This is a genomic window from Pleomorphomonas sp. PLEO (genome assembly GCF_041320595.1).
Taxonomy (GTDB): Bacteria; Pseudomonadota; Alphaproteobacteria; order Rhizobiales; family Pleomorphomonadaceae; genus Pleomorphomonas.
This window is the reverse complement of sequence record NZ_CP166625.1, coordinates 5,390,173-5,411,735: the sequence shown is the minus strand read 5'-3', so window position 1 is coordinate 5,411,735 and position 21,563 is coordinate 5,390,173. Positions and strand designations below refer to the sequence as shown.

General features: G+C 63.3%; 25 protein-coding genes, 1 tRNA gene and 1 riboswitch. Of the genes, 12 read left to right on the top strand and 14 right to left on the bottom strand.

Going from position 1 to position 21,563, the window contains the following annotated elements; all coding sequences use genetic code 11:
* The first annotated feature begins 5 nt into the window (after positions 1-5).
* Positions 6-1,070, top strand: coding sequence for an ABC transporter ATP-binding protein (locus AB6N07_RS25040; RefSeq protein WP_370675743.1), 1,065 nt, complete (start codon positions 6-8; stop codon positions 1,068-1,070).
* A 77-nt stretch (positions 1,071-1,147) separates the two neighbouring features.
* Here the strand turns inward: AB6N07_RS25040 and AB6N07_RS25035 are convergent, their stop codons facing one another.
* A complete protein-coding gene (locus AB6N07_RS25035) occupies positions 1,148-1,720 on the bottom strand; it encodes an EF-hand domain-containing protein (protein ID WP_370675742.1) in 573 nt (190 codons plus the stop codon).
* Between the two features lie 221 nt (positions 1,721-1,941).
* Here AB6N07_RS25035 and AB6N07_RS25030 point away from each other — a divergent pair, with 221 nt between their 5' ends.
* The 3 genes from AB6N07_RS25030 to speB are packed head-to-tail and all read left to right on the top strand — an operon-like array spanning position 1,942 to position 4,993.
* The gene (locus tag AB6N07_RS25030) at positions 1,942-2,670 is read left to right on the top strand and encodes a response regulator (RefSeq protein WP_370675741.1); all 729 of its coding nucleotides are present in this window, start codon (positions 1,942-1,944) and stop codon (positions 2,668-2,670) included.
* Positions 2,667-4,058: an ATP-binding protein gene (locus AB6N07_RS25025; protein WP_370675740.1), complete on the top strand. Its 1,392-nt coding sequence runs from the start codon at positions 2,667-2,669 to the stop codon at positions 4,056-4,058. The genes AB6N07_RS25030 and AB6N07_RS25025 overlap by 4 nt, the downstream gene beginning before the upstream one ends.
* A gap of 32 nt (positions 4,059-4,090) precedes the next feature.
* A complete protein-coding gene (speB, locus tag AB6N07_RS25020) occupies positions 4,091-4,993 on the top strand; it encodes an agmatinase (RefSeq protein WP_370675739.1) in 903 nt (300 codons plus the stop codon).
* Positions 4,994-4,997: 4 nt separating this feature from the next.
* Here speB and AB6N07_RS25015 read toward each other — a convergent pair whose 3' ends face one another.
* From AB6N07_RS25015 to AB6N07_RS25005, 3 genes are read right to left on the bottom strand one after another with little or no spacing between them, the layout of a single operon-like run.
* Positions 4,998-6,044 (bottom strand): ATP-binding cassette domain-containing protein, encoded by a 1,047-nt coding sequence (locus AB6N07_RS25015; protein ID WP_370675738.1) that lies wholly within the window; start codon positions 6,042-6,044, stop codon positions 4,998-5,000.
* A gap of 10 nt (positions 6,045-6,054) precedes the next feature.
* Positions 6,055-6,885, bottom strand: coding sequence for a choline ABC transporter permease subunit (gene choW / locus AB6N07_RS25010; RefSeq protein ID WP_370675737.1), 831 nt, complete (start codon positions 6,883-6,885; stop codon positions 6,055-6,057).
* 32 nt (positions 6,886-6,917) lie between these two features.
* The gene (locus tag AB6N07_RS25005) at positions 6,918-7,853 is read right to left on the bottom strand and encodes a choline ABC transporter substrate-binding protein (protein WP_370675736.1); all 936 of its coding nucleotides are present in this window, start codon (positions 7,851-7,853) and stop codon (positions 6,918-6,920) included.
* Between the two features lie 59 nt (positions 7,854-7,912).
* On the opposite strand from AB6N07_RS25005, the gene AB6N07_RS25000 reads away from it, so the two are divergent.
* The 3 genes from AB6N07_RS25000 (at position 7,913) to AB6N07_RS24990 (ending at position 9,657) form a co-directional block, all read left to right on the top strand.
* On the top strand, positions 7,913-8,101 hold the full coding sequence (locus AB6N07_RS25000; RefSeq protein WP_370675735.1) for a hypothetical protein: 189 nt from the start codon (positions 7,913-7,915) through the stop codon (positions 8,099-8,101).
* Positions 8,102-8,122: 21 nt separating this feature from the next.
* Entirely contained in the window at positions 8,123-8,713 is a 591-nt protein-coding gene (betI, locus tag AB6N07_RS24995) for a transcriptional regulator BetI (protein WP_370675734.1), read from the top strand.
* 65 nt (positions 8,714-8,778) lie between these two features.
* Entirely contained in the window at positions 8,779-9,657 is an 879-nt protein-coding gene (locus AB6N07_RS24990; protein WP_370675733.1) for an EamA family transporter, read from the top strand.
* Between the two features lie 39 nt (positions 9,658-9,696).
* On the opposite strand, the gene AB6N07_RS24985 is transcribed toward AB6N07_RS24990, so the two are convergent.
* Positions 9,697-10,341: a cytochrome c family protein gene (locus AB6N07_RS24985; protein WP_370675732.1), complete on the bottom strand. Its 645-nt coding sequence runs from the start codon at positions 10,339-10,341 to the stop codon at positions 9,697-9,699.
* Between the two features lie 171 nt (positions 10,342-10,512).
* Between AB6N07_RS24985 and AB6N07_RS24980 the strand changes: the two genes are divergently transcribed.
* On the top strand, positions 10,513-11,268 hold the full coding sequence (locus AB6N07_RS24980) for a 3-deoxy-manno-octulosonate cytidylyltransferase (protein ID WP_370675731.1): 756 nt from the start codon (positions 10,513-10,515) through the stop codon (positions 11,266-11,268).
* Between the two features lie 129 nt (positions 11,269-11,397).
* Positions 11,398-12,282 (top strand): prephenate dehydratase, encoded by an 885-nt coding sequence (locus tag AB6N07_RS24975; protein ID WP_370675730.1) that lies wholly within the window; start codon positions 11,398-11,400, stop codon positions 12,280-12,282.
* Between the two features lie 3 nt (positions 12,283-12,285).
* Here the strand turns inward: AB6N07_RS24975 and nudC are convergent, their stop codons facing one another.
* The 7 genes from nudC to AB6N07_RS24940 all read right to left on the bottom strand — a co-directional run bounded on the left by nudC (position 12,286) and on the right by AB6N07_RS24940 (position 17,602).
* On the bottom strand, positions 12,286-13,221 hold the full coding sequence (gene nudC, locus AB6N07_RS24970) for an NAD(+) diphosphatase (RefSeq protein ID WP_370675729.1): 936 nt from the start codon (positions 13,219-13,221) through the stop codon (positions 12,286-12,288).
* A 60-nt stretch (positions 13,222-13,281) separates the two neighbouring features.
* Positions 13,282-13,557, bottom strand: a complete 276-nt coding sequence (locus AB6N07_RS24965) for a DUF6460 domain-containing protein (RefSeq protein WP_370675728.1) — start codon at positions 13,555-13,557, stop codon at positions 13,282-13,284.
* 191 nt (positions 13,558-13,748) lie between these two features.
* Positions 13,749-14,141 carry a Co2+/Mg2+ efflux protein ApaG gene (gene apaG / locus AB6N07_RS24960; RefSeq protein ID WP_370675727.1) on the bottom strand — a complete coding sequence of 131 codons (393 nt, stop codon included), beginning with the start codon at positions 14,139-14,141 and terminating at the stop codon, positions 13,749-13,751.
* 30 nt (positions 14,142-14,171) lie between these two features.
* On the bottom strand, positions 14,172-15,020 hold the full coding sequence (locus tag AB6N07_RS24955) for a transporter substrate-binding domain-containing protein (protein ID WP_370675726.1): 849 nt from the start codon (positions 15,018-15,020) through the stop codon (positions 14,172-14,174).
* Between the two features lie 123 nt (positions 15,021-15,143).
* Positions 15,144-16,028, bottom strand: a complete 885-nt coding sequence (locus AB6N07_RS24950) for a C40 family peptidase (RefSeq protein ID WP_370675725.1) — start codon at positions 16,026-16,028, stop codon at positions 15,144-15,146.
* The gene (locus AB6N07_RS24945; RefSeq protein WP_370675724.1) at positions 16,025-16,375 is read right to left on the bottom strand and encodes a MarR family transcriptional regulator; all 351 of its coding nucleotides are present in this window, start codon (positions 16,373-16,375) and stop codon (positions 16,025-16,027) included. Before AB6N07_RS24945 ends, AB6N07_RS24950 begins: the two co-directional genes overlap by 4 nt.
* 48 nt (positions 16,376-16,423) lie before the next feature.
* Positions 16,424-17,602, bottom strand: a complete 1,179-nt coding sequence (locus AB6N07_RS24940; protein WP_370675723.1) for an O-succinylhomoserine sulfhydrylase — start codon at positions 17,600-17,602, stop codon at positions 16,424-16,426.
* Positions 17,603-17,676: 74 nt separating this feature from the next.
* Positions 17,677-17,756: riboswitch (SAM riboswitch) on the bottom strand.
* Positions 17,757-17,972: 216 nt separating this feature from the next.
* On the opposite strand from AB6N07_RS24940, the gene AB6N07_RS24935 reads away from it, so the two are divergent.
* The 3 genes from AB6N07_RS24935 to AB6N07_RS24925 all read left to right on the top strand — a co-directional run bounded on the left by AB6N07_RS24935 (position 17,973) and on the right by AB6N07_RS24925 (position 20,716).
* Positions 17,973-19,379 (top strand): diguanylate cyclase domain-containing protein, encoded by a 1,407-nt coding sequence (locus tag AB6N07_RS24935; protein WP_370675722.1) that lies wholly within the window; start codon positions 17,973-17,975, stop codon positions 19,377-19,379.
* 116 nt (positions 19,380-19,495) lie between these two features.
* Complete coding sequence (locus AB6N07_RS24930; protein ID WP_370675721.1) at positions 19,496-20,587, top strand: 2'-deoxycytidine 5'-triphosphate deaminase; 1,092 nt, start codon at positions 19,496-19,498, stop codon at positions 20,585-20,587.
* A gap of 55 nt (positions 20,588-20,642) precedes the next feature.
* A tRNA-Gly gene (locus tag AB6N07_RS24925) sits at positions 20,643-20,716 on the top strand.
* A 34-nt stretch (positions 20,717-20,750) separates the two neighbouring features.
* On the opposite strand, the gene AB6N07_RS24920 is transcribed toward AB6N07_RS24925, so the two are convergent.
* Positions 20,751-21,062, bottom strand: coding sequence for a plasmid stabilization protein (locus tag AB6N07_RS24920; RefSeq protein WP_370675720.1), 312 nt, complete (start codon positions 21,060-21,062; stop codon positions 20,751-20,753).
* 112 nt (positions 21,063-21,174) lie between these two features.
* Positions 21,175-21,528, bottom strand: coding sequence for a cupin domain-containing protein (locus AB6N07_RS24915; RefSeq protein ID WP_370675719.1), 354 nt, complete (start codon positions 21,526-21,528; stop codon positions 21,175-21,177).
* Positions 21,529-21,563: the final 35 nt, after the last annotated feature.

Sequence of the window (21,563 nt, the reverse complement as noted above, 5' to 3'; positions counted from 1 at the left end):
GCCCGATGTCCTTCATCGAAATCAGTCATCTCAAGAAGTCTTTCGGTCCGAACACCGTGGTCCACGACTTCGACCTTTCCATTGAAAAGGGCGAGTTCATTTCTTTCCTCGGCCCGTCGGGCTGTGGCAAGACCACGATTCTCAGAATGATCGCCGGTTTCGAGACCGCCTCATCGGGCTCGATCCGGGTCGGCGGCGCCGAAATGACAAACCTGCCGCCGGCAAAGCGCAACGTCGGCATGGTGTTCCAGGCTTATGCGCTTTTTCCCAACCTGACGGTGGCGGGCAATATCGGGTTCGGTCTCAAGATCGCCGGCAAGGAAAAGGGCGAGATCGACGCGCGTGTCGCCGAGATGCTCGAACTGATCAAGCTGCCGGAGCTTGGCGATCGTTACCCCTATCAACTCTCCGGTGGTCAGCAGCAGCGCGTGGCGCTCGCCCGTGCCTTGGCAATCAAACCGCAGGTCCTGTTGCTCGACGAACCGCTGTCAGCCCTCGACGCTAAGATCCGCGTTTCCTTGCGCGAGGAAATCCGCTCATTGCAGCGAGAGCTCGGCATCACCACCGTTTTCGTCACGCACGACCAGGAAGAGGCACTGTCGATCTCCGACCGCATCGTCGTTATGAATCAGGGACGCGCCGACCAGATTGGCACGCCCTCCGAGATCTATAACAACCCGGCGACACGCTTTGTTGCCAGCTTTGTCGGCACGCTCAACCTTCTGGAAGCCCGTGTGGTCGATCCGGCGACAGGCCGCGTTTCGATCGACGGTCAACCGGTCGTGACCAAGCGCGACATGTCCGCTTTCGGGATTGCCGACGAGGCGATCGTGGCACTGCGGCCTGAGGCGCTCCTCCTCGGCGGCGGCGACGACGACCGCAACACGCTGACAGGCACCGTCGAAGAGGTGGCTTTCCTCGGCGCGGTCATCCGCGTGCGGGTGCGGCTTCGGGAGGCGCGGGTATCGCTCGATATCTTCAATGATCCGGCGCTCGAACTGCCGAAGATCGGCATGTCGGCCAGTGTCTCCTTCAAAAAGGAAGACCTTCTGATCATCGCCTCCCATTGAGGTGGGAGGTCTGCGCTTAGCTCATGAAGAAGGCCGCTCTCCGGGGAGAGCGGCCTTTAACTGTATTATGTTGGCAATCAGGGCGCCGGAGCAGGTGCCGGTGCCTCGTTGGCGGGAGCGGCATCGTCCGGACCGGCATCCTGGCCCATCCAGCGCATCATGCCGGGACCATGATGGCGACCGTGCTTGCCGTCGCGACCCCAGCCCTCGCGGTTGGGCCGGTCGGGAAGCGAATAGGTGCCGTCGTCGTTGCGGTCGAGGAAGCCGAGCATGCGTTCGCCAGCCGCTTCCATTTCGGCCTTGGTGATCTTTCCATCGCCGTCGGCGTCGAGGCGCTGGAAGGCCCGAACCATCATCTCCCGGTGCTGCTTCCAGAACCAGGACTCGAAGTCCTGAATGGTGATCCCGTCCTTGCCGCTGGGATTGGCTTCCGCGAACATCTTGTCGCGGTAGGCGGCGATCTCCGCGGCGTCGAGCTTGCCATCCTTGTTGGTGTCGGCCTCGGCGAAGATCTTCATCGGACCACCTTCCGGACCAAAGCCCATCGGCCCCATGCCCATCGGCCCCATGCCAGGGCCGGCAGCGAAGGCGACCGTGCCGATGGTGATCACAGAGAGGGCGGAAATCGTAGCGAGTGTGAGCGCTTTCACGGGAGCTTCTCCTTGTTGTTCGTTCCGCCCACGGCTCGATGGGGGTGCCCGTCGGCGGTCAGATCAACATAGGGAGCAATTGTCGCTCAAATTCGCCGATTAGGGGCGTGGTTGTATTGACCGGTAACTGCACCGGTAAATGATACATCTCGATACCATTTCCTTTGGCAGCGATTCGCCGGATCGTTATCCTTGGAAAACGGACCGCTCGAGTATTTGTCATGACCGAACCTCAGCCGCATATCTTGGTGGTCGACGACCATCGCGAAATCCGAGACCTCATCGGTCGATATCTCCTGAAGAACGGTTTTCGCGTGACAACGTCCGAAAGCGCGGCGGCTGCCCGCAAGGCTTTGAAGGCGGCGGCCGTCGACCTGGTTGTCCTCGATGTCATGATGCCAGGCGAGGACGGCCTCAGCCTCTGCCGCTTCCTGCGCGAAAGCTCGGAAACACCGGTCATCCTGCTCACCGCCATGGCCGAGGATACCGATCGTGTCGTTGGCTTGGAAATTGGCGCCGACGACTATGTCACCAAACCGTTCAACCCCCGTGAGCTCCTCGCCCGTATCCGCGCCGTGTTGAGACGGACGCAAGCGGTCCCCAAGCCTCGCGACCCACTGGAAGCCCGGCAGCTGAAGTTCGACCGCTTCGTGCTGGATGCCCGCCGCCGCGAACTGATTGGCGGCGACGGCGTGGCCCTGCCGCTGTCGACCGCTGAGTTCCAGTTGCTGACGGCCTTCCTGAAGCGCCCCAACATGGTGCTGAACCGCGATCAGCTGATGGATCTCACCTCCGGTCGCACGCCGCAGATTTTTGACCGCTCCATCGACAACCAAGTGAGCCGGCTTCGCAAGAAGATCGAGGTTGACCCGAAGAATCCAGAGCTGATCAAGACCGTTTGGGGAGGCGGCTATATCTTCGCCGCCGAGGTTCAGGAAATGTCTGAGTGAAGGCGCGCCTCTTCCCTCGCAGTCTCGTTGGCCAGCTCTCGGTACTGCTGATCGCCGCCGTGCTGGTCGCCCAGATGATAACCTTGGCTTTCTTCGCCGAAAGCCGGCGATCGGCGATCGACGCGGCGGCGCGCGAACAAGTGCTCGGTCGCATCGCGACCCTTGCCAATTTGATCGAGGAAACACCCGTCGGTCAACGCGATCGTATTCTTGGCGCGCTCAGTACCTATCGCATCAGCTATTCGGTCACGCCGGAGCCGCTGGTCAAAGAAGCTGGCGGGGTTTGGCCGGACGGAGAGACACGCGACAAGCTCAACGAGATATTCGGGACTCAACGGGAGGTGCGTGTTCAGTTCGCCGACAAGGATCGGGATGAAGGCGACCAGCACAAGATGATGCGAGGCAACGGTTTTGGCCCTGGTGGCCGACAGATGCCGCGACCATGGCCGCCGACACTGGCGTTGTCGGTGCGTCTGTCCGATGGCGCTTGGCTCAATTCCGAAACGCTGCTGCCGCGCCCCCAACTCTGGGCTTGGCCGGTGGTCATGTCGACCTTGTTGACGGTGATTGCCATTTCGCTGGCTACGGCCCTATCGGTGCGTCGCATCACCAAGCCGCTCAGAGAGCTGGCGCAGGCCTCCGACCGGCTTGGACGTGGCGAGGGCGTGCCTGACCTGCCCGAACGTGGTCCGGAAGAGATCGTTCGTGCCAACCGCGCTTTTAACGCCATGCAGGCGCGTGTCAGTCGCTTCGTCACTGACCGTACGCGCATGGTGGCGGCGATCAGCCACGATCTTCGTACGCCGCTCACCTCGCTGCGACTCAGGGCCGAGTTCATCGACGACGATGAGACGCGCGAGCGGATGGTCGATACCATTGACGAGATGACTCACATGGCCGAAGCGACGCTGGCCTTTGCGCGCGACGACGCGACCGCCGAAGAGTCCCGCAACACCGATCTCGTGGCGCTGGTCGAGGCGGTGTCGGCCGACTTCTCCGACCTTGGACATGACGTTACCCTGGAGGGACCGGAACATCTCTATCTGCTGGTGAGGCAGGTATCTCTTCGCCGTGCTCTGCGCAATCTTGTCGAGAACGCCGTCCGCTATGGCCTCCGCGCCCGCGTCCGGCTTGAGCGCTCTGTGACCGGCGTCGTCATCGCTGTCGATGACGATGGCCCAGGCATTCCCGAGGACAAGATGGAGGAAGTATTCGCTCCCTTCACTCGATTGGAGACCTCGCGCAATCTGGAAACGGGTGGCGTGGGGCTTGGTCTTGCCACGGCGCGTTCGATCGTTCGCGCTCATGGCGGCGAATTGACGCTTGCCAATCGGCCCGGCGGCGGTTTGACTGCGGCGATTCATCTGCCGGTCGCCGCCGAGACATAAAGCGGTGCCGGAAGCGCACATGCAGGAGCGTCATGTCCGGTACTCCGACCTTTGCCGTCGCCCCGAGCTTCATGGGCCTCGGCCGTTTCAATCGTAGCGCCGCCTACACGCTGGCCGGCATTCCCCTCGACATCGGCGTTACCAACCGCACCGGCGCCCGCTCGGGTCCAGCCGCCGTCCGCTCGGCCAGTCGTATGCTGACCGATGGTGATCATCCACATTTCTGGATCGATCCGACGCGGCTCGATATCGCCGACATCGGTGACTTCTCGATCGCTCTTGGCGACCTTGCAGAAAGCTATCGGCTGATCGAGGCGCAAGCCGAAGGGCTGGATCACCTCCTCGCCATCGGTGGCGAGCATGGCATTACGCTGCCGCTGCTCAGAACGTTGCGCCGCAAAGTTGGTGCGCCACTTGGCCTCGTTCACTTCGACGCCCACGTCGACACGTGGCCGGACAATTTCGGTCAGGTCTACGGCCACGGGTCGCCGTTTTATCACGCCATCGAGGAGGGCCTCGTCGATCCCCAGCGGATGATCCAGATCGGCATCCGCTCGCCGGTGCAGCGCGAGGTGTGGGACTGGACGATAGGCAAGGGCGTCACCATCCTCACCGCCCAGGACGTCCACGCGCTGGGGCCGGCGGTGGTCGCCGAGCGCGTTCGCAAAGTGATCGGTACCGGCCCGGCCTATTTCAGCTATGACGTCGACTGCCTTGATCCGGCCTTTGCGCCCGGTACCGGCACACCCGAATTCGCCGGGATACTCCCCTGGCAGAGCCAAGCTATTCTTCGGAGCCTGACGGGGATCAACTTCGTCGGCATGGATGTCGTCGAAGTGGCTCCCGCCTATGATGTGTCCGAGATCACCGCGCTCGCCGCGGCCACGGTGATCTGGGACTACCTCGGCCTTATCGGGTCGGCGAAGAAGGGCTGACGGGCTACTTCCGGAGGATGGCCTTCACGATCGCTTCGGAGCCAATCACTCCGACGATCTGGCCGTTCTCCTCTACCAGCACCGGCTTGCCGCTGGCGACAGAGGCGGCCATCACCTCGCGGATCGGCGTTGAGGGCCCGACCACGGTGGCGTCTTTGTCGGGCGGATTCTCGCCGACCGGTACCATGACGTCGGCGGCACGCAGCACGTTGAGCGGATTCATGTGGGCGACGAATTCGGCGACATAGGGCGTCGCCGGGGCCAGCATGATTTCCTGCGCCGTGCCCACCTGCACCACGCGGCCACCGGCCATGATCGCGATGCGATCGCCGAGCTTCATCGCTTCGTCGAGATCGTGGCTGACGAACAGGATGGTGCGTTGCAGTTCGGCGCGGAAGCCGATCAACTCGTCCTGCAGCTTGTCGCGGATCAGGGGATCGAGGGCCGAGAACGGCTCGTCCATCAGCAGGATCGGCGCCTCGGTGGCAAACGCCCGGGCAAGGCCGACCCGCTGCTGCATGCCACCGGACAGTTCCTGCACCCGACGTCCGGCCCATTCGGCGAGATGGACTCGCTTGAGTTCTGCCTCGACACGCGCCGCGATTTCCGCCTTGGGCGTGCCGGAAAGCTCAAGGCCGAGCGCCACGTTGTCGGCCACCGTCCGCCAGGGCAGCAGGCCGAATTGCTGGAACACCATGGCGACGCGTTGACGGCGGATGCGGCGTAGCGTCGAACGATCGCACCGGGCGACATCAACCTCTTCCTCGCCATCGCGCACGAAGAGGCGGCCCCGGCTCACCCGATTGAGGCCGTTGACGGCCCGGATCAGCGTTGACTTGCCCGAACCGGACAGGCCCATCAGCACCAGGCATTCGCCCTCGCGCACCGAAAAGGACGCCTGCATGGCGCCGACGGTGAGGCCGGTATCGACGGTGATCTCGGAGGGGGAGAGGCCGGCATCGATCAGTGGAAAGGCCGCCTCCGGCTTTTTGCCGAAGACGATATCGACGCGCTCAAAGCGCAGCGCGTCGCGAACGCGGGAGGGTGACACAAGAAACTCCTCAGCCGCGGATCCGGCACATACGGTCCAGCATGATGGCGATCAGCACGATGGCAAGACCGGCGGTGAACCCCATGCCGATGTTGACGGTGTTGAGCGCTCTGACCACCGGCACGCCGAGACCGTTGGCGCCGACCATCGCGGCGATCACCACCATGGAGAGCGACAGCATGATGGTCTGCGTCAATCCGGCGAGGATCTGCGGCATGGCGTAGGGCAATTCCACCTTGACGAGGCGCTGCAATGGCGTGGCGCCAAAGCTGTCGGCCGCTTCGAGCAAAGGTCTAGGCGTCGAGGAAACACCGAGCGCGGTGAGGCGGATAGAGGCGGGCAGGGCGAAGATCACCGTGGCGATCAACCCCGGCACCATGCCGAGGCCGAACAGCACCAATGCCGGAATGAGATAGACGAAGGTGGGGATCGTCTGCATCAGGTCGAGCACCGGCCTGAGCGCCGCCATCGCCCAGGCGCGCCGCGCCGCCAGAATGCCGATCGGTACGCCGAGGCCCATGCACACCGCCGACGAGGCGACGACAAGGGCGAGCGTCTGTGTCGTCTCCTTCCAGAAACCCTGGTTGACGATGAAGAGCAGGGAAACGGCGACGAATAGGGCAAGCGGGATCGAGCGCTTCAATATGAAGGCCAGCGTGGCGATCAGCGCCACGGTCACCGGCGGCGGTGGGGCCTGCAGCGCCAGAACGATCCAGCCGACGGCGCCGCCGAGTACGGCGGCGACGGCGTCGAAGCCGCCGCTGCCGTTTGCGGTCAGCCAATCGACCAGCGTCTTGGCCCAGGGACCGACCGGAATCTTGTAGGCCGTGAGGAAGTCCATGATGCCTCAGTCCCCCATTCGCCGCGTTATCGTCAGAGTCCCAGCGCCGTCTTCACTGCGGTAAGGCCGTCCTTGCCGTCGCGGGTCGTCACGCCGTCGAGCCAGGCGCCGAGCATGTCGGGATGGGCTTTCAGCCACGCCTTGGCGGCATCCTTGGCTTCGGTGCCATTGTCGAGAATGTCGCCCATGACTTCATTTTCGAAAGCCAGGGTGAACTTCAGGTTATGGACGAGGCGGCCGAGGTTGGGGCAGTCGGCGGAGAAGTTCTTGCGCGTGTTGGTGTAGATGGTGGCGCCGCCGAAATTCGGGCCAAACACGTCGTCGCCGCCTTCGAGATAGGACATCTCGAAGCGGGCATTCATCGGATGCGGCTCCCAGCCGAGGAAGACGATCGGCTTCTTGTCCTTCACCGCCCGGCTCACCTCGGCGAGCATGCCCTGCTCGGAGCTTTCCACCAGCTCAAAGCCGGTGAGGCCGAACTTGCCGTCGTTGATCATGCCGAGGATCAAGCGGTTGCCATCGTTGCCCGGCTCGATGCCGTAGATCTTGCCTTCGAGTTCGGTCTTGAATTTGGTGATGTCGGCAAAAGACTTGAGGCCGGCGTCGAAGGTGTATTTCGGCACGGCCAGCGTGTACTTGGCGCCTTCGAGGTTGATGCCTGTCACCTCGATCGTTCCCTTGTCGACGTAGGGCTTGAGGTCGGCCGCCATGGTCGGCATCCAGTTACCGAGAAAAACGTCGATGTCGCCATTGGCCAGGGAGGCGAAGGTGACCGGCAAGGCAAGGAGCTGTACCTCCGGCTGATAGCCTAGCCCCTCCAGCACCGCCGAGGCAGCGCCGGTGGTGGCGGCGATATCGGTCCAGCCGACGTCGGCGAAACGCACCGTCGTGCAGGCGTCGCCATCGGCGGCGAACGCGGGGCTGGCGAGGGCAAGTGCGATCGGTAAGGCGGCAAAGACGAACTTCATCGGCGGTTTTGCTCCTTGGACCTTCGGAGAGAGAGACCCGATCGGCCCATGAAAGGTTTATGACCATGTGGAGCGAAATGAATACGCATTTTCCTGTGCTTGCCAACGATTTTTTGGGAAATGGCCGTGGATTACTTCACTCGCGCACCGGAAATCCGCGTGTTTCGGTGTATTTATCGGCCTGCAACAATGAGATCTACGCTGTTTGGTTTTTATTGATTGAGCAGTCAATTAAAAATATGCTGTGATCAGCAGCAAGGGAGAAGGGGATGCCGAAACTTGGCATGCAGCCGATTCGCCGGAAGGAACTGATCGTCGCTACCGTCGCGGCCATTCACGAACGTGGGCTGAACGGCGTCACTATGGGCGATATTGCCAAACGGGCCGGAGTGTCGCCGGCGCTTGCCCATCATTATTTCGGTTCGAAGGATGAGCTGCTGTCGGCGACCATGCGGCATCTTCTCGGCGAGTTCGCGCTCGCCGCGCGCCGTCGCCTCGCCGAAGCCGTGGGTCCCCGTGCCCGCGTCGACGCTATCCTTGAGGCGAGCTTCGCTCCCGAGCAGTTCTCGCCGGCATTGATCTCCACCTGGCTCGCCTTTTACATGCAGTCGGTGCACGACAAGGCGGCTGCGCGTTTGCTCGCCATCTACCTGAAGAGACTGGAAGCAAACCTCCGACACGATCTCCGACCGCTGGTCGGTGACGGCGCGGTGGCGCTCGCTCGCGGCATCGCGGCGATGATCGATGGGCTTTGGTTGCACGCGGCCTTGCCCACATTGCATCGCTCGCCGGGGGAGGCGCTCGGCATCCTCCGCGATTACGTTGACGGTCGCCTCGCCGCCGTCGCGCGGGCAAACTGATTTCCGAGTTTGCGTCAGGCGCAGCGCACGGCTAGGCTCCCTTTTCCTCCCGGAGCCTTTCGCCCATGCCCGTTCGCCATATCGCCCTCGCCGTCCTCGTCACGGCGATCTGGGGTTTCAACTTCGTGGTGATCCGCCTCGGCCTGGGTTCGGTGCCGCCGCTGTTGCTCGCCGCCTTGCGGTTCGTGGTCGCTGCGCTGCCGGCTCTTTTCCTCGCCCGGCCGAAGGTGCCTGCGGCGCGAATGGTCGCCATCGGCATGACGCTATTCGTCGGCCAGTTCGCCTTCCTGTTTCCGGCGATGAAGCTCGGCATGCCACCGGGGCTGGCTTCTGTGACGTTGCAGAGCCAGGCCTTCCTGACCATCCTGTTCGCCTCGGTTGCCCTTGGTGAAAGGCCGAAACCGCGCCAACTGGCCGGTGCCGGTGTTGCGGCTCTCGGTCTTCTGACCATTGCTGCGACGGTGGGCGGCGATTTCACGACGATCGGCCTCGGTCTCACCATTGCCTCGGCGGCGAGTTGGGCGATCGGCAACGTGCTGATGCGGGGCGCCGACAAGGTCGACATGCTCGCCATGATGGTTTGGCTGAGCCTCGTGCCGCCGATTCCGTTGTTCTTATTGTCACTCGTCTTCGAAGGGTGGCCGGCGATTGTCTCCGGCGTTACCGGCATCGGCATGGTCGGCGCCGGCTCCGTCCTTTACCTCGCTTTGCTGGCAACCCTGGTCGGCTTCGGACTTTGGGGCTTTCTTCTCAAGAACCACCCGGCATCGACGGTGGCCCCCTTCTCGCTTCTGGTGCCGCTGTTCGGCACGCTGTCGTCCTGGCTGGTGCTCGGGGAAACCTTTTCAGCGCAGCGCGTCGCCGGCATGGGGCTTATTCTCTTGGGGCTAGCCACTATCGCGTTGCCGCTGCCGGCGTTTGCCAAAAAACAACGGGCGGCCTGAAGGCCGCCCGCGCTCAGCGTTCCTCGTTCAGAAAATCTCTTACGGCAGCGGAGCCGGATTGGCAGACAGCGACCGCAGATAAGCGATTACATTGGCGCGGTCTTCCGGCTTCTTGAGGCCGGCGAAAGCCATCTTGTTGCCCGGCACCTCAGCCTTGGGGTTGGTGAGATAGACGTCGAGCGTCGCAAAATCCCAGGTATGGCCTTCACCGAAGGTCGTCATGCCCTGCGAGTACTTGAAGCCTTCATGACTGCCCGGCTTGCGGTTGACCACTTCCCAAAGGCCGGGACCGACCTTGTTGTCGCCCGTGTTGGCAAAGGAATGGCAGGCCGTACAGACCTTGGCGGTCTTCTCGCCGGCTGCTGCGTCCGCTGTCTTGAGACGATCGGCGATCGGCGCCACGTCCGAGGAAGCGCCGGCAGCGGCCGCCGCAGGTGCCTTGGCATCCGCCTGCGCAGCGGCGGGGGCTTGGGTCGCGGCAACCGCCGGCGCGGCCTTCATGTCCACCACATAGCCAGGCGCCGTCGGCTCCTGTTTGGTGAAGATCTGGTCGGATACGAAATCGATAGCAAAAGCGACGACGGCGACCGCCAGCACGGCGCCGAGAATCTTGTTGGGTTGCAGCGACATCGGGGACACCGGCTCCTTGGAGTCGCGCGGCGCCCGCCCCGGCGCGCGTGACATTTGGCGATCTGAGAGTGGACCGCGCCAGAGGTTTTCTGGTCACACTTGGCAGCATATACGGGATTTTGCTCGTTGCTGCAAACTATCCTCAGGTCGCGTCGCGCCTTATAAAGCGGCCGCTCGGGAACGTGTCGGTCGGCGTCGTGTCACCGCCTGTCGGGAGGATTTCAGGTGACCGAAAAAACGCCGAACGCCCTTGTGATCATTCCTTCGCGCCTCGGATCGATACGCCTGCCGGAAAAGCCACTCGCCGATATTCATGGTGAGGCGATGATCGTCCATGTCTGGCGGCGGGCGGTCGAATCCAGAATCGGCGAGGTGGTCGTCGCCTGCGATCATCCCTCCATCAAGGCGGTGATCGAGGCAGTCGGAGGCCGGGCAGTGCTGACGCGTCCCGACCATCCGAGCGGTTCAGATCGTATCTTCGAGGCTCTTTCCAAGGCCGATCCCGAGGGAAGGATCGAGGTGATCGTCAATGTGCAGGGAGATCTGCCGACCATCGCGCCGGCCTCGGTACGGGCTTGTTTCGATCCGCTCCTCGATCCTGCCGTCGATGTCGCGACACTGACTGCCGAGATCACCCGTTACGAGGAGAAGGTCGACCCCAACGTGGTCAAGGTGATTGGCTCGCCGATAGCCGAACGCCGCCTCAGGGCACTCTATTTTACACGCGCCACGGCGCCTTATGGCGACGGGCCGCTCTATCACCACATCGGTCTCTACGCCTATCGCCGCTCGGCGCTCGCCCGCTTCGTTACCCTGCCGCCATCGACGCTGGAAAAGCGCGAGAGGCTCGAGCAGCTTCGCCTTCTAGAGGCCGGCATGCGCATCGACGCGGCCATCGTCGACGACGTGCCGCTCGGCGTCGATACTTTGCACGATCTTGAGCGAGCCAGGGAGATCGTCGGCGCCTCACTCAAGGGATGACAGGCCGCGAAAGCCGTTTCGTTTTCTCTGAGCGCAATTCCAGCCGCAAAGCCGGTGTCCACTTTTGCTGGAATTGCCCTGGCGCTGCTGCTATGCCGCTCTCCGCCTGATGAAAAGCGGAAGAGAACGATGTCGGACAAGCTAAAGGTCGTGTTCCAGGGTGAGCCGGGCGCCAATTCCCATCTCGCCGCCCTTGAGGTCTATCCCGATTGCGAGCCCGTTGCCTGCCCGACGTTTGAGGACTGCTTTGCCGCTCTGGCCTCCGGCGCCGGCGACCTCGGCATGATCCCCATCGAGAACTCGACGGCTGGCCGCGTCGCCGACATCCACCACATCCTGCCCCACGCCGACGTCCATATCATCGGCGAGCATTTCCTGCCGGTGCACCACCAGCTTCTCGGTGTTCGCGGCGCGCGTCTCGAAAACGTTCGGATTGCGCAAAGCCACGTTCAGGCGCTCGGCCAGTGCCGTCAGACCTTGCGTACCCTCGGCATCACGCCGGTGGTCGGCGCGGACACCGCCGGATCGGCTCGCGAGATCGCCGAGGCCGGCGATCCGACGCGCGCTGCCATCGCCTCCTCACTCGCCGCCAAGATCTACGGCCTCGACGTGCTGAAGGCCGACTGCGAAGACACGCTTCACAACACGACGCGTTTCATCATCCTGTCGCCGCAGTCCGCCGCGCCGCCGCCGCGCGGCACGCCGACCGTCACCACCTTCATCTTCCGTGTCCGCAACATTCCGGCGGCGCTCTACAAGGCGCTGGGTGGATTTTCGACCAACGGCATCAACATGACCAAGCTGGAGAGCTACCAGCTTGAGGGCCAGTTCTTCGCCACGCAGTTCTATGCCGACGTCGAGGGGCATCCCGACGACCCGGCGGTGAAGTTTGCCCTGGAGGAACTCGAGTTCTTCAGCCGCGAGGTCAAGGTGTTCGGCAGCTATCCGGCCAGCCCGTTCCGCGACAAGATCCGCGAGCCGGCGGCCCATCTGGGACTCCGGCCCGGCGAATAGGCCTCACTTCAGGTCGGCCCACACCTCGATGAGATGGCGGGCGACCGCCAGCCTCGGCGGGCAATGAAGCTTGCCGACCTCGGTGGTTGCCAGCATGACCTTCACTTCGTCGCGGTTGAACCAGGCGCAGTCGTCCATCTCTTCCTTATCGACCAGGATATCGGTGGAGATGGCTTCGCCGTAGCAACCGAGCATCAGATTGCCCGGGAACGGCCAGGGCTGACTGGCGTGATAGCGGACGGCGCCGACATCGATACCGGATTCTTCCTTCACTTCGCGACGGACCGCGTCTTCCACCGTCTCGCCCGGCTCCATGAAGCCGGCGAGGCAGGTATACATGCCCGCCTCGAAGCGCGGCGTGCGGCCGAGCAGAACGCGGTCCTCACCGTCCTGGATCAGCATGATGACAACGGGATCGGTCCGTGGGAAGTGCTGGGTGCCACAGCTGGTGCAGGTGCGCTGATATCCGGCGGCGATGCTCACCGTCGGCGCGCCGCAAACACCGCAAAAGCGGTGGCGCTGGTGCCAGAACAGCGTGGCGCGCGCCTGCGCCACCGGGCCAAAGCCATCGGCCCCAACCAGTGCGTCGCGGGCAAGGCTGCGAAGATCGACGAGGGCTTCGCCGGGCTCCAGCTCTGGCTCGGTTTTGAATTCACCGGCGAACCAGGGCCGTCCCTCGGGATCGAGACCGAGGAAAATCTGCGTTTCCGTTTCCTGGAACAGGGCACTGGCCGCGTTACCCTCGAAATCGAGGCGCCCGGACTTTACCAGCACGCGGTCGCCGAACAGCATCATCAGCCGGCGGTGCGGATCGTCGAGATGGCGGCGCACCAGCGCCTCGTCGGTGCGCTGTTCGGAGTGGCGATGAAGCCGGTTGACCGAATAGGTATTGTGGCTCGACCAGTCGAAGCCGGAGGAAGGATCGGGAGGCAGGATCATCTTGAAGTTCGCTTTCCGCGCGCCGGCTCCAGGCGCCGGCGGCATATTTGACGGCACCGCTCAGAAGCGATTGCGACCGACGTTGAGAAGCCGCAGCACCAGCCAGACCGGGATCACCACCACGGCGCCCAACAGGAAATAGCGCCAGACACGGTCGATGGCGTCGAAACCCATCCCCCAGATGCGGTTGGCGAAGCGCATCGCCGAAGCGACAATGTCGTAAGGCTCGACGCCAAGGGCGGCGAGTACGACGCCAACCACCAGCGAGAGAATGACGAGCCGCAGGAGAAGGCGAGCCGGGCTATCGCCGAGCAGGCGCTGGAAACGGTCGGACATGAAGGCGCTCCGGCTTTCCGGGGTGGGGAGGTTGCCGACAGATAGGCGCGGTGGCCGGCCTTGTCCAGCCGTTGAAGGCGATCAACCGAGGCAATCTTGAAGCCGCCTCAGGCGGCTTCCGGCGCCAAGCAGGGTCGCGCGAAGCGGGCCCGACGTGGCGAGCACCGCCCCGTCGACGCTTGAGGCGGAAACTAATTCAAAGTGCGCGCGGTCATCGGGCTATCGAGCGAGAAGGCCGGGATGACGATGTCGAGCGCTGTGCCGCGATCGTCGACCATGTGGTAGGTGCCCGACATGATGCCGCTCGGCGTCGATAGCGGACAGCCGCTCGTATACTCGAAAGCCTCGCCCGGCTCGATAATCGGCTGCTGGCCAACGACACCCGGGCCGTTCACGGTGCGTTGGAGACCGTTGGCGTCGGTGATTTCCCAAGAGCGCGTCATGAGCTGCACGGCGCGCGGGCCGTGATTGGCGATAACCACCCGGTAGGACCAGACGTAGCGGTGCTCGTCGGGTTCGGATTCGCCAGGCAGATAGCTGGGCTCGACGTTGACGACGATCTCGTGGCTGACAGCGGTGAACATGGCGGGCGCGTCCCGGTTTGCTAATCGGCGTCAGTAAAGGCTTTCGGGGAAGAAGCGCAAGGCGAGATCGGCGAGTGTGCCGTCGGCATCGAGCGCGCGTAGCGCGCCGTCTATGCTGGCTTTGAGCGCCAGGTTGTCGGCGGCGAAGGCGATCTTCATGCCGTCGCCAAAATAGGCCGGTTCGGTGTAGGCGCCGCCGGAGAAGGCACAGCAACCATGAGCGGCGGGCCCGGCCAGCCAGAACGAGGCGCCAACGGCACCGGTGAAAACGGCATCGACCTCGCCGGCTTTGAGCAGCGCGAACAGCTCTGTCTCGCCGCCGACGGTGCGCGGCTTTGCTGCCGGAAAGAAATCGCGGATGAAATCGGCGTAGCGGCTGCCGGCAACGACGCCGACCGACTTGCCCGAGAGCGTGCGCGGCGATGGCTCCACCAGCGCCGGCCATCGGCGAACGAAGCGAGCCGGCTCGCGGAAGTAGGGAACGGAATAGGCGAGGTTGCGACGCAGCGCCGGCGTGTCGGCGACGCCTGCGGCGATGGCGTCAGCCTTGTTGTCGCGTACCGTCTCCAGCAATAGGGAGAACGGCCGCACCTGCACGGTGCAGGGAATAGCGAGCCGCGTGCAGATGGCCCGGGCGACTTCGACGTTGAAGCCGGTGATCAGGCCCGAACCATCGATGAAGTTGAACGGTGGGAAATCGTCGGACGTCACGAAGCGGATGGACGGCGGATTCGCTCCGCTAATCGGTCCGGCCGCGAGCGGAACGATCTGGGGGTAGTCGACGTCCGCGGCCCGCGCATCCACACCGGGCCAAACAAAACCTACGGCACAGAAAAGAACGGCCAGGATCGTGCCGGTCAAGGTGTTTGATACGCGCATGTTCGATGCAATCTGGCGGCCGCCTATTCGGAATGCCGTGAAGCTAACCGAACTTAGGGGGCGGTGAAAGCCTCGTATCGATCTCCACCGTCCCGATGTTTGGCATGGGAGGCAAGGCGCCGGTCAGCCCTTCGCCCGATAGCCGGCGAGGCGGCGAACGCTCGTGACCGGTATGCCGCCCGACGCAATGCGGGCGATGGCAGCTCCGAGCGGCTCGATCACTGTGGCCATATGAAAGCCATTGGCATGCAGCAATTGGTCCGGACCGGCGATCATGCCGACGTGCCCTTTCCAGAACACGAGGTCGCCGCGTCGGAGGTCGTCGGGATCGCCATTCCAATCAATCGGCTGGCCCACCATGGCTTCCTGCTGGTCGGTATCGCGCGGCGCGGCGACGCCGGTCTCGGCGAGCGCCCGCTGGACGAGGCCGGAGCAATCGATGCCGAGACTCGACGAGCCTCCCCAAAGATAAGGCGTTCCGACATAGGTCGCGGCAACGGCGATGAAATCAGCGGCTGGAGGCGAGCCGATCGGTGAGAGATGCTTCATCACCGTGGCCGTGCCGTCCGACAACAGCGCGTAGACGAGATTGCGCCGTTCCACCTCGCCTGAAACGGTGACGAGCGCCCCTTGAACCAGTGGATAGGCGACGGGCAGCTTGAGGTCGGACCCCGAAAAGGCAAAGGAGCGCAGCGCCGTCACGGTATGCGTCGGTTCGGGTGCCGAGAAGGAGAGAGCCTCGGCCGCCAGGTATCCGACGTAGCCGTCGCGGCCGATCTGGGAAAAGGCCCATCCCTCGCCATCGACCTCCAGCACCCTTACCGCCTCGCCGTGTAACGCCTCGCTGTCGAGCGAACAATCGAAGCGCGGCTCGCGCCGGAGCCCGGCGATCGGCGCCACGACGCGGGCGGGCCTTGGCTCGGCGTATTTATCGGATGCGACCACGCCCGCGAGCGCGGCATCCGCGAGGTCGGGACGAGCGAAGGTGATCCGGCGGTCGGTCGTCAACGCGGTAGCTCCTTGGCTTTGTCGACGATGACGTCGGCGAGATGTTCGAGGAACAGCGCCCCTTCCACCGTGCGGTGGACGATGACGTTACGTCGATCGGCCTCATCGCGCCTGCGGCCGAGAAGCTTCAGTTCGCCCATGGTGTCGAGGGCGCGGGTGATCGCCGGCTTGGTGACGCCGAGCTTTTCGGCAAGGCCGCGCACCGTATGCGGCGGCGGCTCGAGGTACACGGTGAGCAGCACAGTGATCTGGCGTGGCGATAGATCGGGACCGTTCTCGCGCACCGTAGCGAGCGAGACGTCGTGCCAGAGTTTGAGAGCCTGAGCGGGGCGCATGTCGATCGGCATGCGCCCCTTCTACACCGAATTCATTTCGGAGGCGTTATTATCCAGCGGTCAGCCGCCGAGCGCCTGCTCGAGGTCGGCGATCAGATCGTCGACATGTTCAAGGCCGACCGAGAGGCGCAGAAGACCTTGACGGATGCCGAGTTCCTGCCGGACCTCCTCGGTGAAACGCTGGTGCGTGGTGGTCGAAGGATGGGTGACGAGGCTCTTCGCATCACCGAGATTGTTGGAGATCTTGATGATGCCGAGTTTGTTGAGGGCGGCAAAGGCGCCGTCGCGGCCACCCTTCACCTCAATGGCGATCATGGTCGAACCGCCCGTCATCTGCTTGGCGCAGATGTCAGCCTGCGGATGGCTGGCCGAACCCGGGTAGATCACCTGCTCGATCTTAGAATGCCCTTCCAGGAAGGCGGCAATCTTCGCCGCGCTTTCGGTCTGGCGCGTCACCCTGAGCGAGAAGGTCTCAAGCGCCTTCAGCATCACCCAGGCATTGAAAGGGCTCATGGTCGGGCCGGTCTGACGCAGGAACACCTGCAGGTATTTCTCCAGGAACTCTTCGTCACAAAGGACCACGCCACCCAGGCAGCGGCCCTGGCCGTCGATATGCTTGGTGGCCGAATAGGCAACCACATCGGCGCCGAGTTCGAGCGGCTTTTGGTAGAGGGCGGTGGCGAAAACGTTGTCGACCACCAGGCGCGCGCCGGCGGCATGGGCGATTTCGGCAACGGCGGCGATGTCGACCACCTCCAGCGTCGGGTTGGTCGGGCTCTCGAAGAAGAACACGCGCGTATTGGGTCGAACGGCCGCGCGCCACTGATCGAGGTCGCGGCCATCGACCAGCGTACACGAGATGCCGAAGCGAGGCGCCAGATCCTCGACGATGTAGCGACAGGAACCGAACAGCGCCCGCGCCGCCACGATGTGGTCGCCGGCCGACGCTTGCGACAGAATGGCCGCCGTCACCGCTGCCATGCCGGTCGCGGTCGCGCGCGCCACCGGAGCGCCTTCCAGCAGCGCCATACGCTCCTCGAACATGGTGACGGTCGGATTGGAGAAACGGCTGTACTGGAAGCCAGGGTCAAGGTTCAGGAAACGCGCCTCCGCTTGCTCGGCGCTCTCATAGACGAACCCCTGCGTCACGAACATCGACTCGGACGTTTCGCCCCACTGCGAACGCAGGGTGCCGCCATGCACGAGAGCGGTGTCGGGATGCCAGTTGACCTTGGTCATGTCCTTGTCCTTCTTCGTCAAGGTCCGGAAAAAAACGAACCCGGCTGCGCGTGGCGAGCCGGGTGTCAATAATCGACATGTCCGTCCCGACCTTTTAGCAGCCTTATTTAACGTGGCGGCAAGCCGGTCGGCTCAAAAAACCACGATCCATTTTCGTTTAGGGGAAGCTTGGACAAAGGTCAAGCTGGCGACCAGTCCCGGATGGTGCACAATTGTTGGAGGTTCTGCCATAGGCGGCAGACGACCACGGCGAAAGTGCTCACTCTCGTAAGGTGTCATTCGTCATACCGAGATAATTCCCTTAGCTCCACGGATTATTGGTTGAAGGGGCGCAAGATATCGGTCAAGCGACCATACTTTTGGAGCCCCGATGAAACCGACGACCAGCCTTGATCGCCGATTCTTCCTGCGGGTGATCATGCCGATGTTCGGCCTGATCGCTCTTTTGCTTGCCGGCGCTACCGCCGGCGTGCTGATGCTATCTTCTCAGCAGAACCGCTTCGCCGTTGAGTTCCAGCAGCGCACGGCAAAGAATGCCCTTCATCATTTCGCCGACGAACTCGCCAGCGCTGCGGCTGGCATGGCCGGTCGCGACGAGACGGCGGCGCACGTCATCGACGCTTTCGACGCTGGATGGCTCGCCGGTCATTTGACGACAGAGCAGGCTGATGCCTTTTTTTTCGTTCTTGACCCGGATGATCACACGCTGTTCTCAAGAGTCGATGGTCGGCTCGTATCGAAGGAGGCGCGCGGCGTCCTGCCTCCTACCTTCGGTCAGATGATTGCCCGCTGGCGGGCCGGTCGCATTGCCGACACGGTAACTCAGCTCATCGCGGTCGACGGCACACCAGTACTATTCGCAATCGCCGGGATCCATGCCGTCGCCGATCGGGAAAAGCCGGCTGATGGCGGCTATCTCCTGGCGATTGGCCGCCGCGTCGACCGCGCCAGCATGAAGTATATCGCTGAAAGCTTCATGCTGCCGAACCTCAGCTACGAGCCGGGGTTCGGGCAGACCACCGACGGTCCCGGTCGTCTGAGGCTGATGAGCCAGGACGGAACCATGGGTGACGCGCTGGTCTGGGAGCCCATCCTGCCTGGCGATGAGATCATCAAGGCCATCGCGCCGGGGTTGGTACTGGTCTTCGTGGCCTATCTCGTACTGACGGTGACGGTCCTGACCTTCGTGCGTCGCGCCGCCCGCCTGATCAACGTCACTGAGGAAAAGGCACTTCACGACCCCCTTACGGGTCTGCCAAATCGACTGCTTTTGCTCGACCGCATGAAGCATCAGCTCGATCCGAAGCGCGGCGAAGATGCGGCGGCGGCGGTGTTCTATCTCGATCTCGATGGCTTCAAGCAAGTCAACGACAGCGCAGGTCACGCTGCCGGCGACGCGGTCCTGGTGGGCGTGGCGCACCGGCTCCGCGAGTTCTGCCGGTCCGAAGATACGGTGGCCCGGCTCGGCGGCGACGAATTTGTCATGGTGATCCCGACGAACGACCGGCGCGTGGCAGAAGCGCGCGCCGACGCTGTGCTGGCGGCCTTGAGCAGCCCTTACCATCACAACGGCCATGTACTCACAGTTGGTGTCAGCATTGGCGTCGCCATGGCACCCGAGCATGGCCTTGATGTTGCCGCCCTACTGCACAAGGCTGATTCCGCGCTCTATGCGGCCAAGCAGGCCGGCAAGGGGCTGGTTCGCTTCTATCGAAAGAGCATGCGCAGCGAACGCGCGTATGGCGAGCCACTCGTCCTGATGGCGTCAGGCATCTGAGAGGGACGATTCTTCAAGTTTCCATGGGCGGCAAAACAGGCTAGAGCTTCCTGAAATCCCGCTGGCGACCTTAAGAAGCCAGCCTCTCACCTGCCTTCCGGACGCTTCGCACGCCCATGACCGACGAGACCTTTGGCATCCTTCCCGCCCATCGTATCCGCGAGCTCTTTGACGCTGGCGCCATCGTGTCGACGCGGCCTCTCGACACCGATCAGATCCAGCCAGCCAGTCTCGACCTCCGCCTGGGTCCGGTCGCCTATCGTCTTCGGGCGAGCTTCCTGCCGGGCAGCGGCGCCACGGTTGAGGATAAGCTCGACTATCTCACACAGCACGACCTCGACCTTACCGCCGGTGCGGTACTCGAAACGGGGGGCGTCTATCTGGTGCCCGTTCTGGAATCTCTCGCCCTGCCGGATGATATTTCAGCCTCCGCCAACCCCAAGAGTTCGACCGGCCGCATCGACGTCTTCACCCGCCTTATCACCGACCACGGCGTTGCCTTTGACCAGATTGCCCCCGGCTATCACGGCCGGTTGTGGGTCGAGGTGTCACCGCGCACCTTCCCGATCAAGGTGCGGGTCGGCTCACGCCTCAGTCAGGTGCGCTTTCGCCGTGGCGACGCACGTCTCGACGACTTGGGGCTGGCCTCGCTGCACGCTCGCTTTCCGCTGGTCGATCTGGAGCCACGTTTCGAGCATGGCCTGACGCTGTCCATCGATCTCGCGGGGGCAGGCGAGGGGGCGTTGATCGGCTATCGAGCCCGCCGTCACACCAGCGTGCTCGACGTCGATGCCAAGGCGGCACAGGAAGTCGCCGACTTCTGGGAGCCGATCAAGGCGCGCGGTCGGCCGTCGCTGATTCTCGATCCGGACGAGTTCTACATCCTCGTCTCGCGCGAGGCGGTGCAGGTGCCGCCCGAGACGGCGGCCGAAATGGTGGCGATCGATCCTCTGGTGGGTGAGTTTCGAGTCCATTATGCCGGGTTCTTTGACCCTGGCTTCGGATACGCGCCGGCTGGCGGCAAGGGCGCGCGCGCCGTGCTGGAGGTGAGGAGCCACGACGTGCCCTTCATCCTCGATCACGGGCAGACCATCGGTCGCCTCGTCTACGAGCGGATGGTCGAAATGCCGGCCACCCTATACGGCCAAGGTATGGGCTCCAATTATCAGGCGCAGGGGCTGAAGCTTTCCAAACATTTCTGTCCTTGATGGCAGCGCGCCACCTCTTGACAGCGTCCGGCGAGGCTGCGATCTAGGTCGCGTCGCGGGTGTAGCTCAATGGTAGAGCAGCAGCTTCCCAAGCTGAACACGAGGGTTCGATTCCCTTCACCCGCTCCAGCTTTCTTCATTTCCGTGTCTCGAAGCGCTGTGATCAAGCAGCCTGTTCGCGGTTGCGCTTGCGCGTCGCTGCGGCCTTCTTGGCCGACGCCGAGCGATCTTCCTTCGACCGGGATGCCGAGGCTGCGCCGCCCCGCTGGCCACCCTTTTCAGAAGAAACGTGTGTGTCCGGGCGGCCGCGTCCCGAGCCGGACTTGTTGCCGCCGCCACTTTCCTTGTTGACGGTTGCCCAGGCACGGCGCTCCGCTTCGTCGTCTGGAACGCCACGCGACTCGTAGCTTTCCTCGATATGCTCGGCCTTGCGCTTCTGCTTGTCGGTATAGGCGGACTTGTCTCCTCTCGGCATGGAATCTCTCCTTGCTGCGGTTGAGATCCAAGTAAACCGCCTGTCGACGCAAAAGTTCCGTACCCCGTCGATGCCCGCTTGCCGCTGACAGCGGGACATGGCCGCCAGCCAGTTAGCCCTCAGGCGACCAGGCGATCGGCACACTGTCCTTGGGGTCGTAAGGCGCCTTGACGAATACTGCCTTCCACGGCGTGTCGCCTCGATTGACGACGTGGTGACCTTCCCCTGGCTCGCAGCGCAGGAAATCGCCGACACCGAGCACATGCAATTCCCCGTCGACATACATGTGCACTTCGCCGGCAATCGTCAGGAAGTTCTCCTCGACATGCTGATGCTTGTGCGTGGAGAAATGCTGGCCGGGCTGCAACGTCACCACGCCAATATCGATGAGCGGACCGCGCAGAAGATATTTGGGGCCATGATCGCCGAAGCGATAGTCGTGCTCGTCTTCTCGAGTTTTGAACATCGTTCCTCCGCCGCCGTCCCCGTCCGGATGGCGGT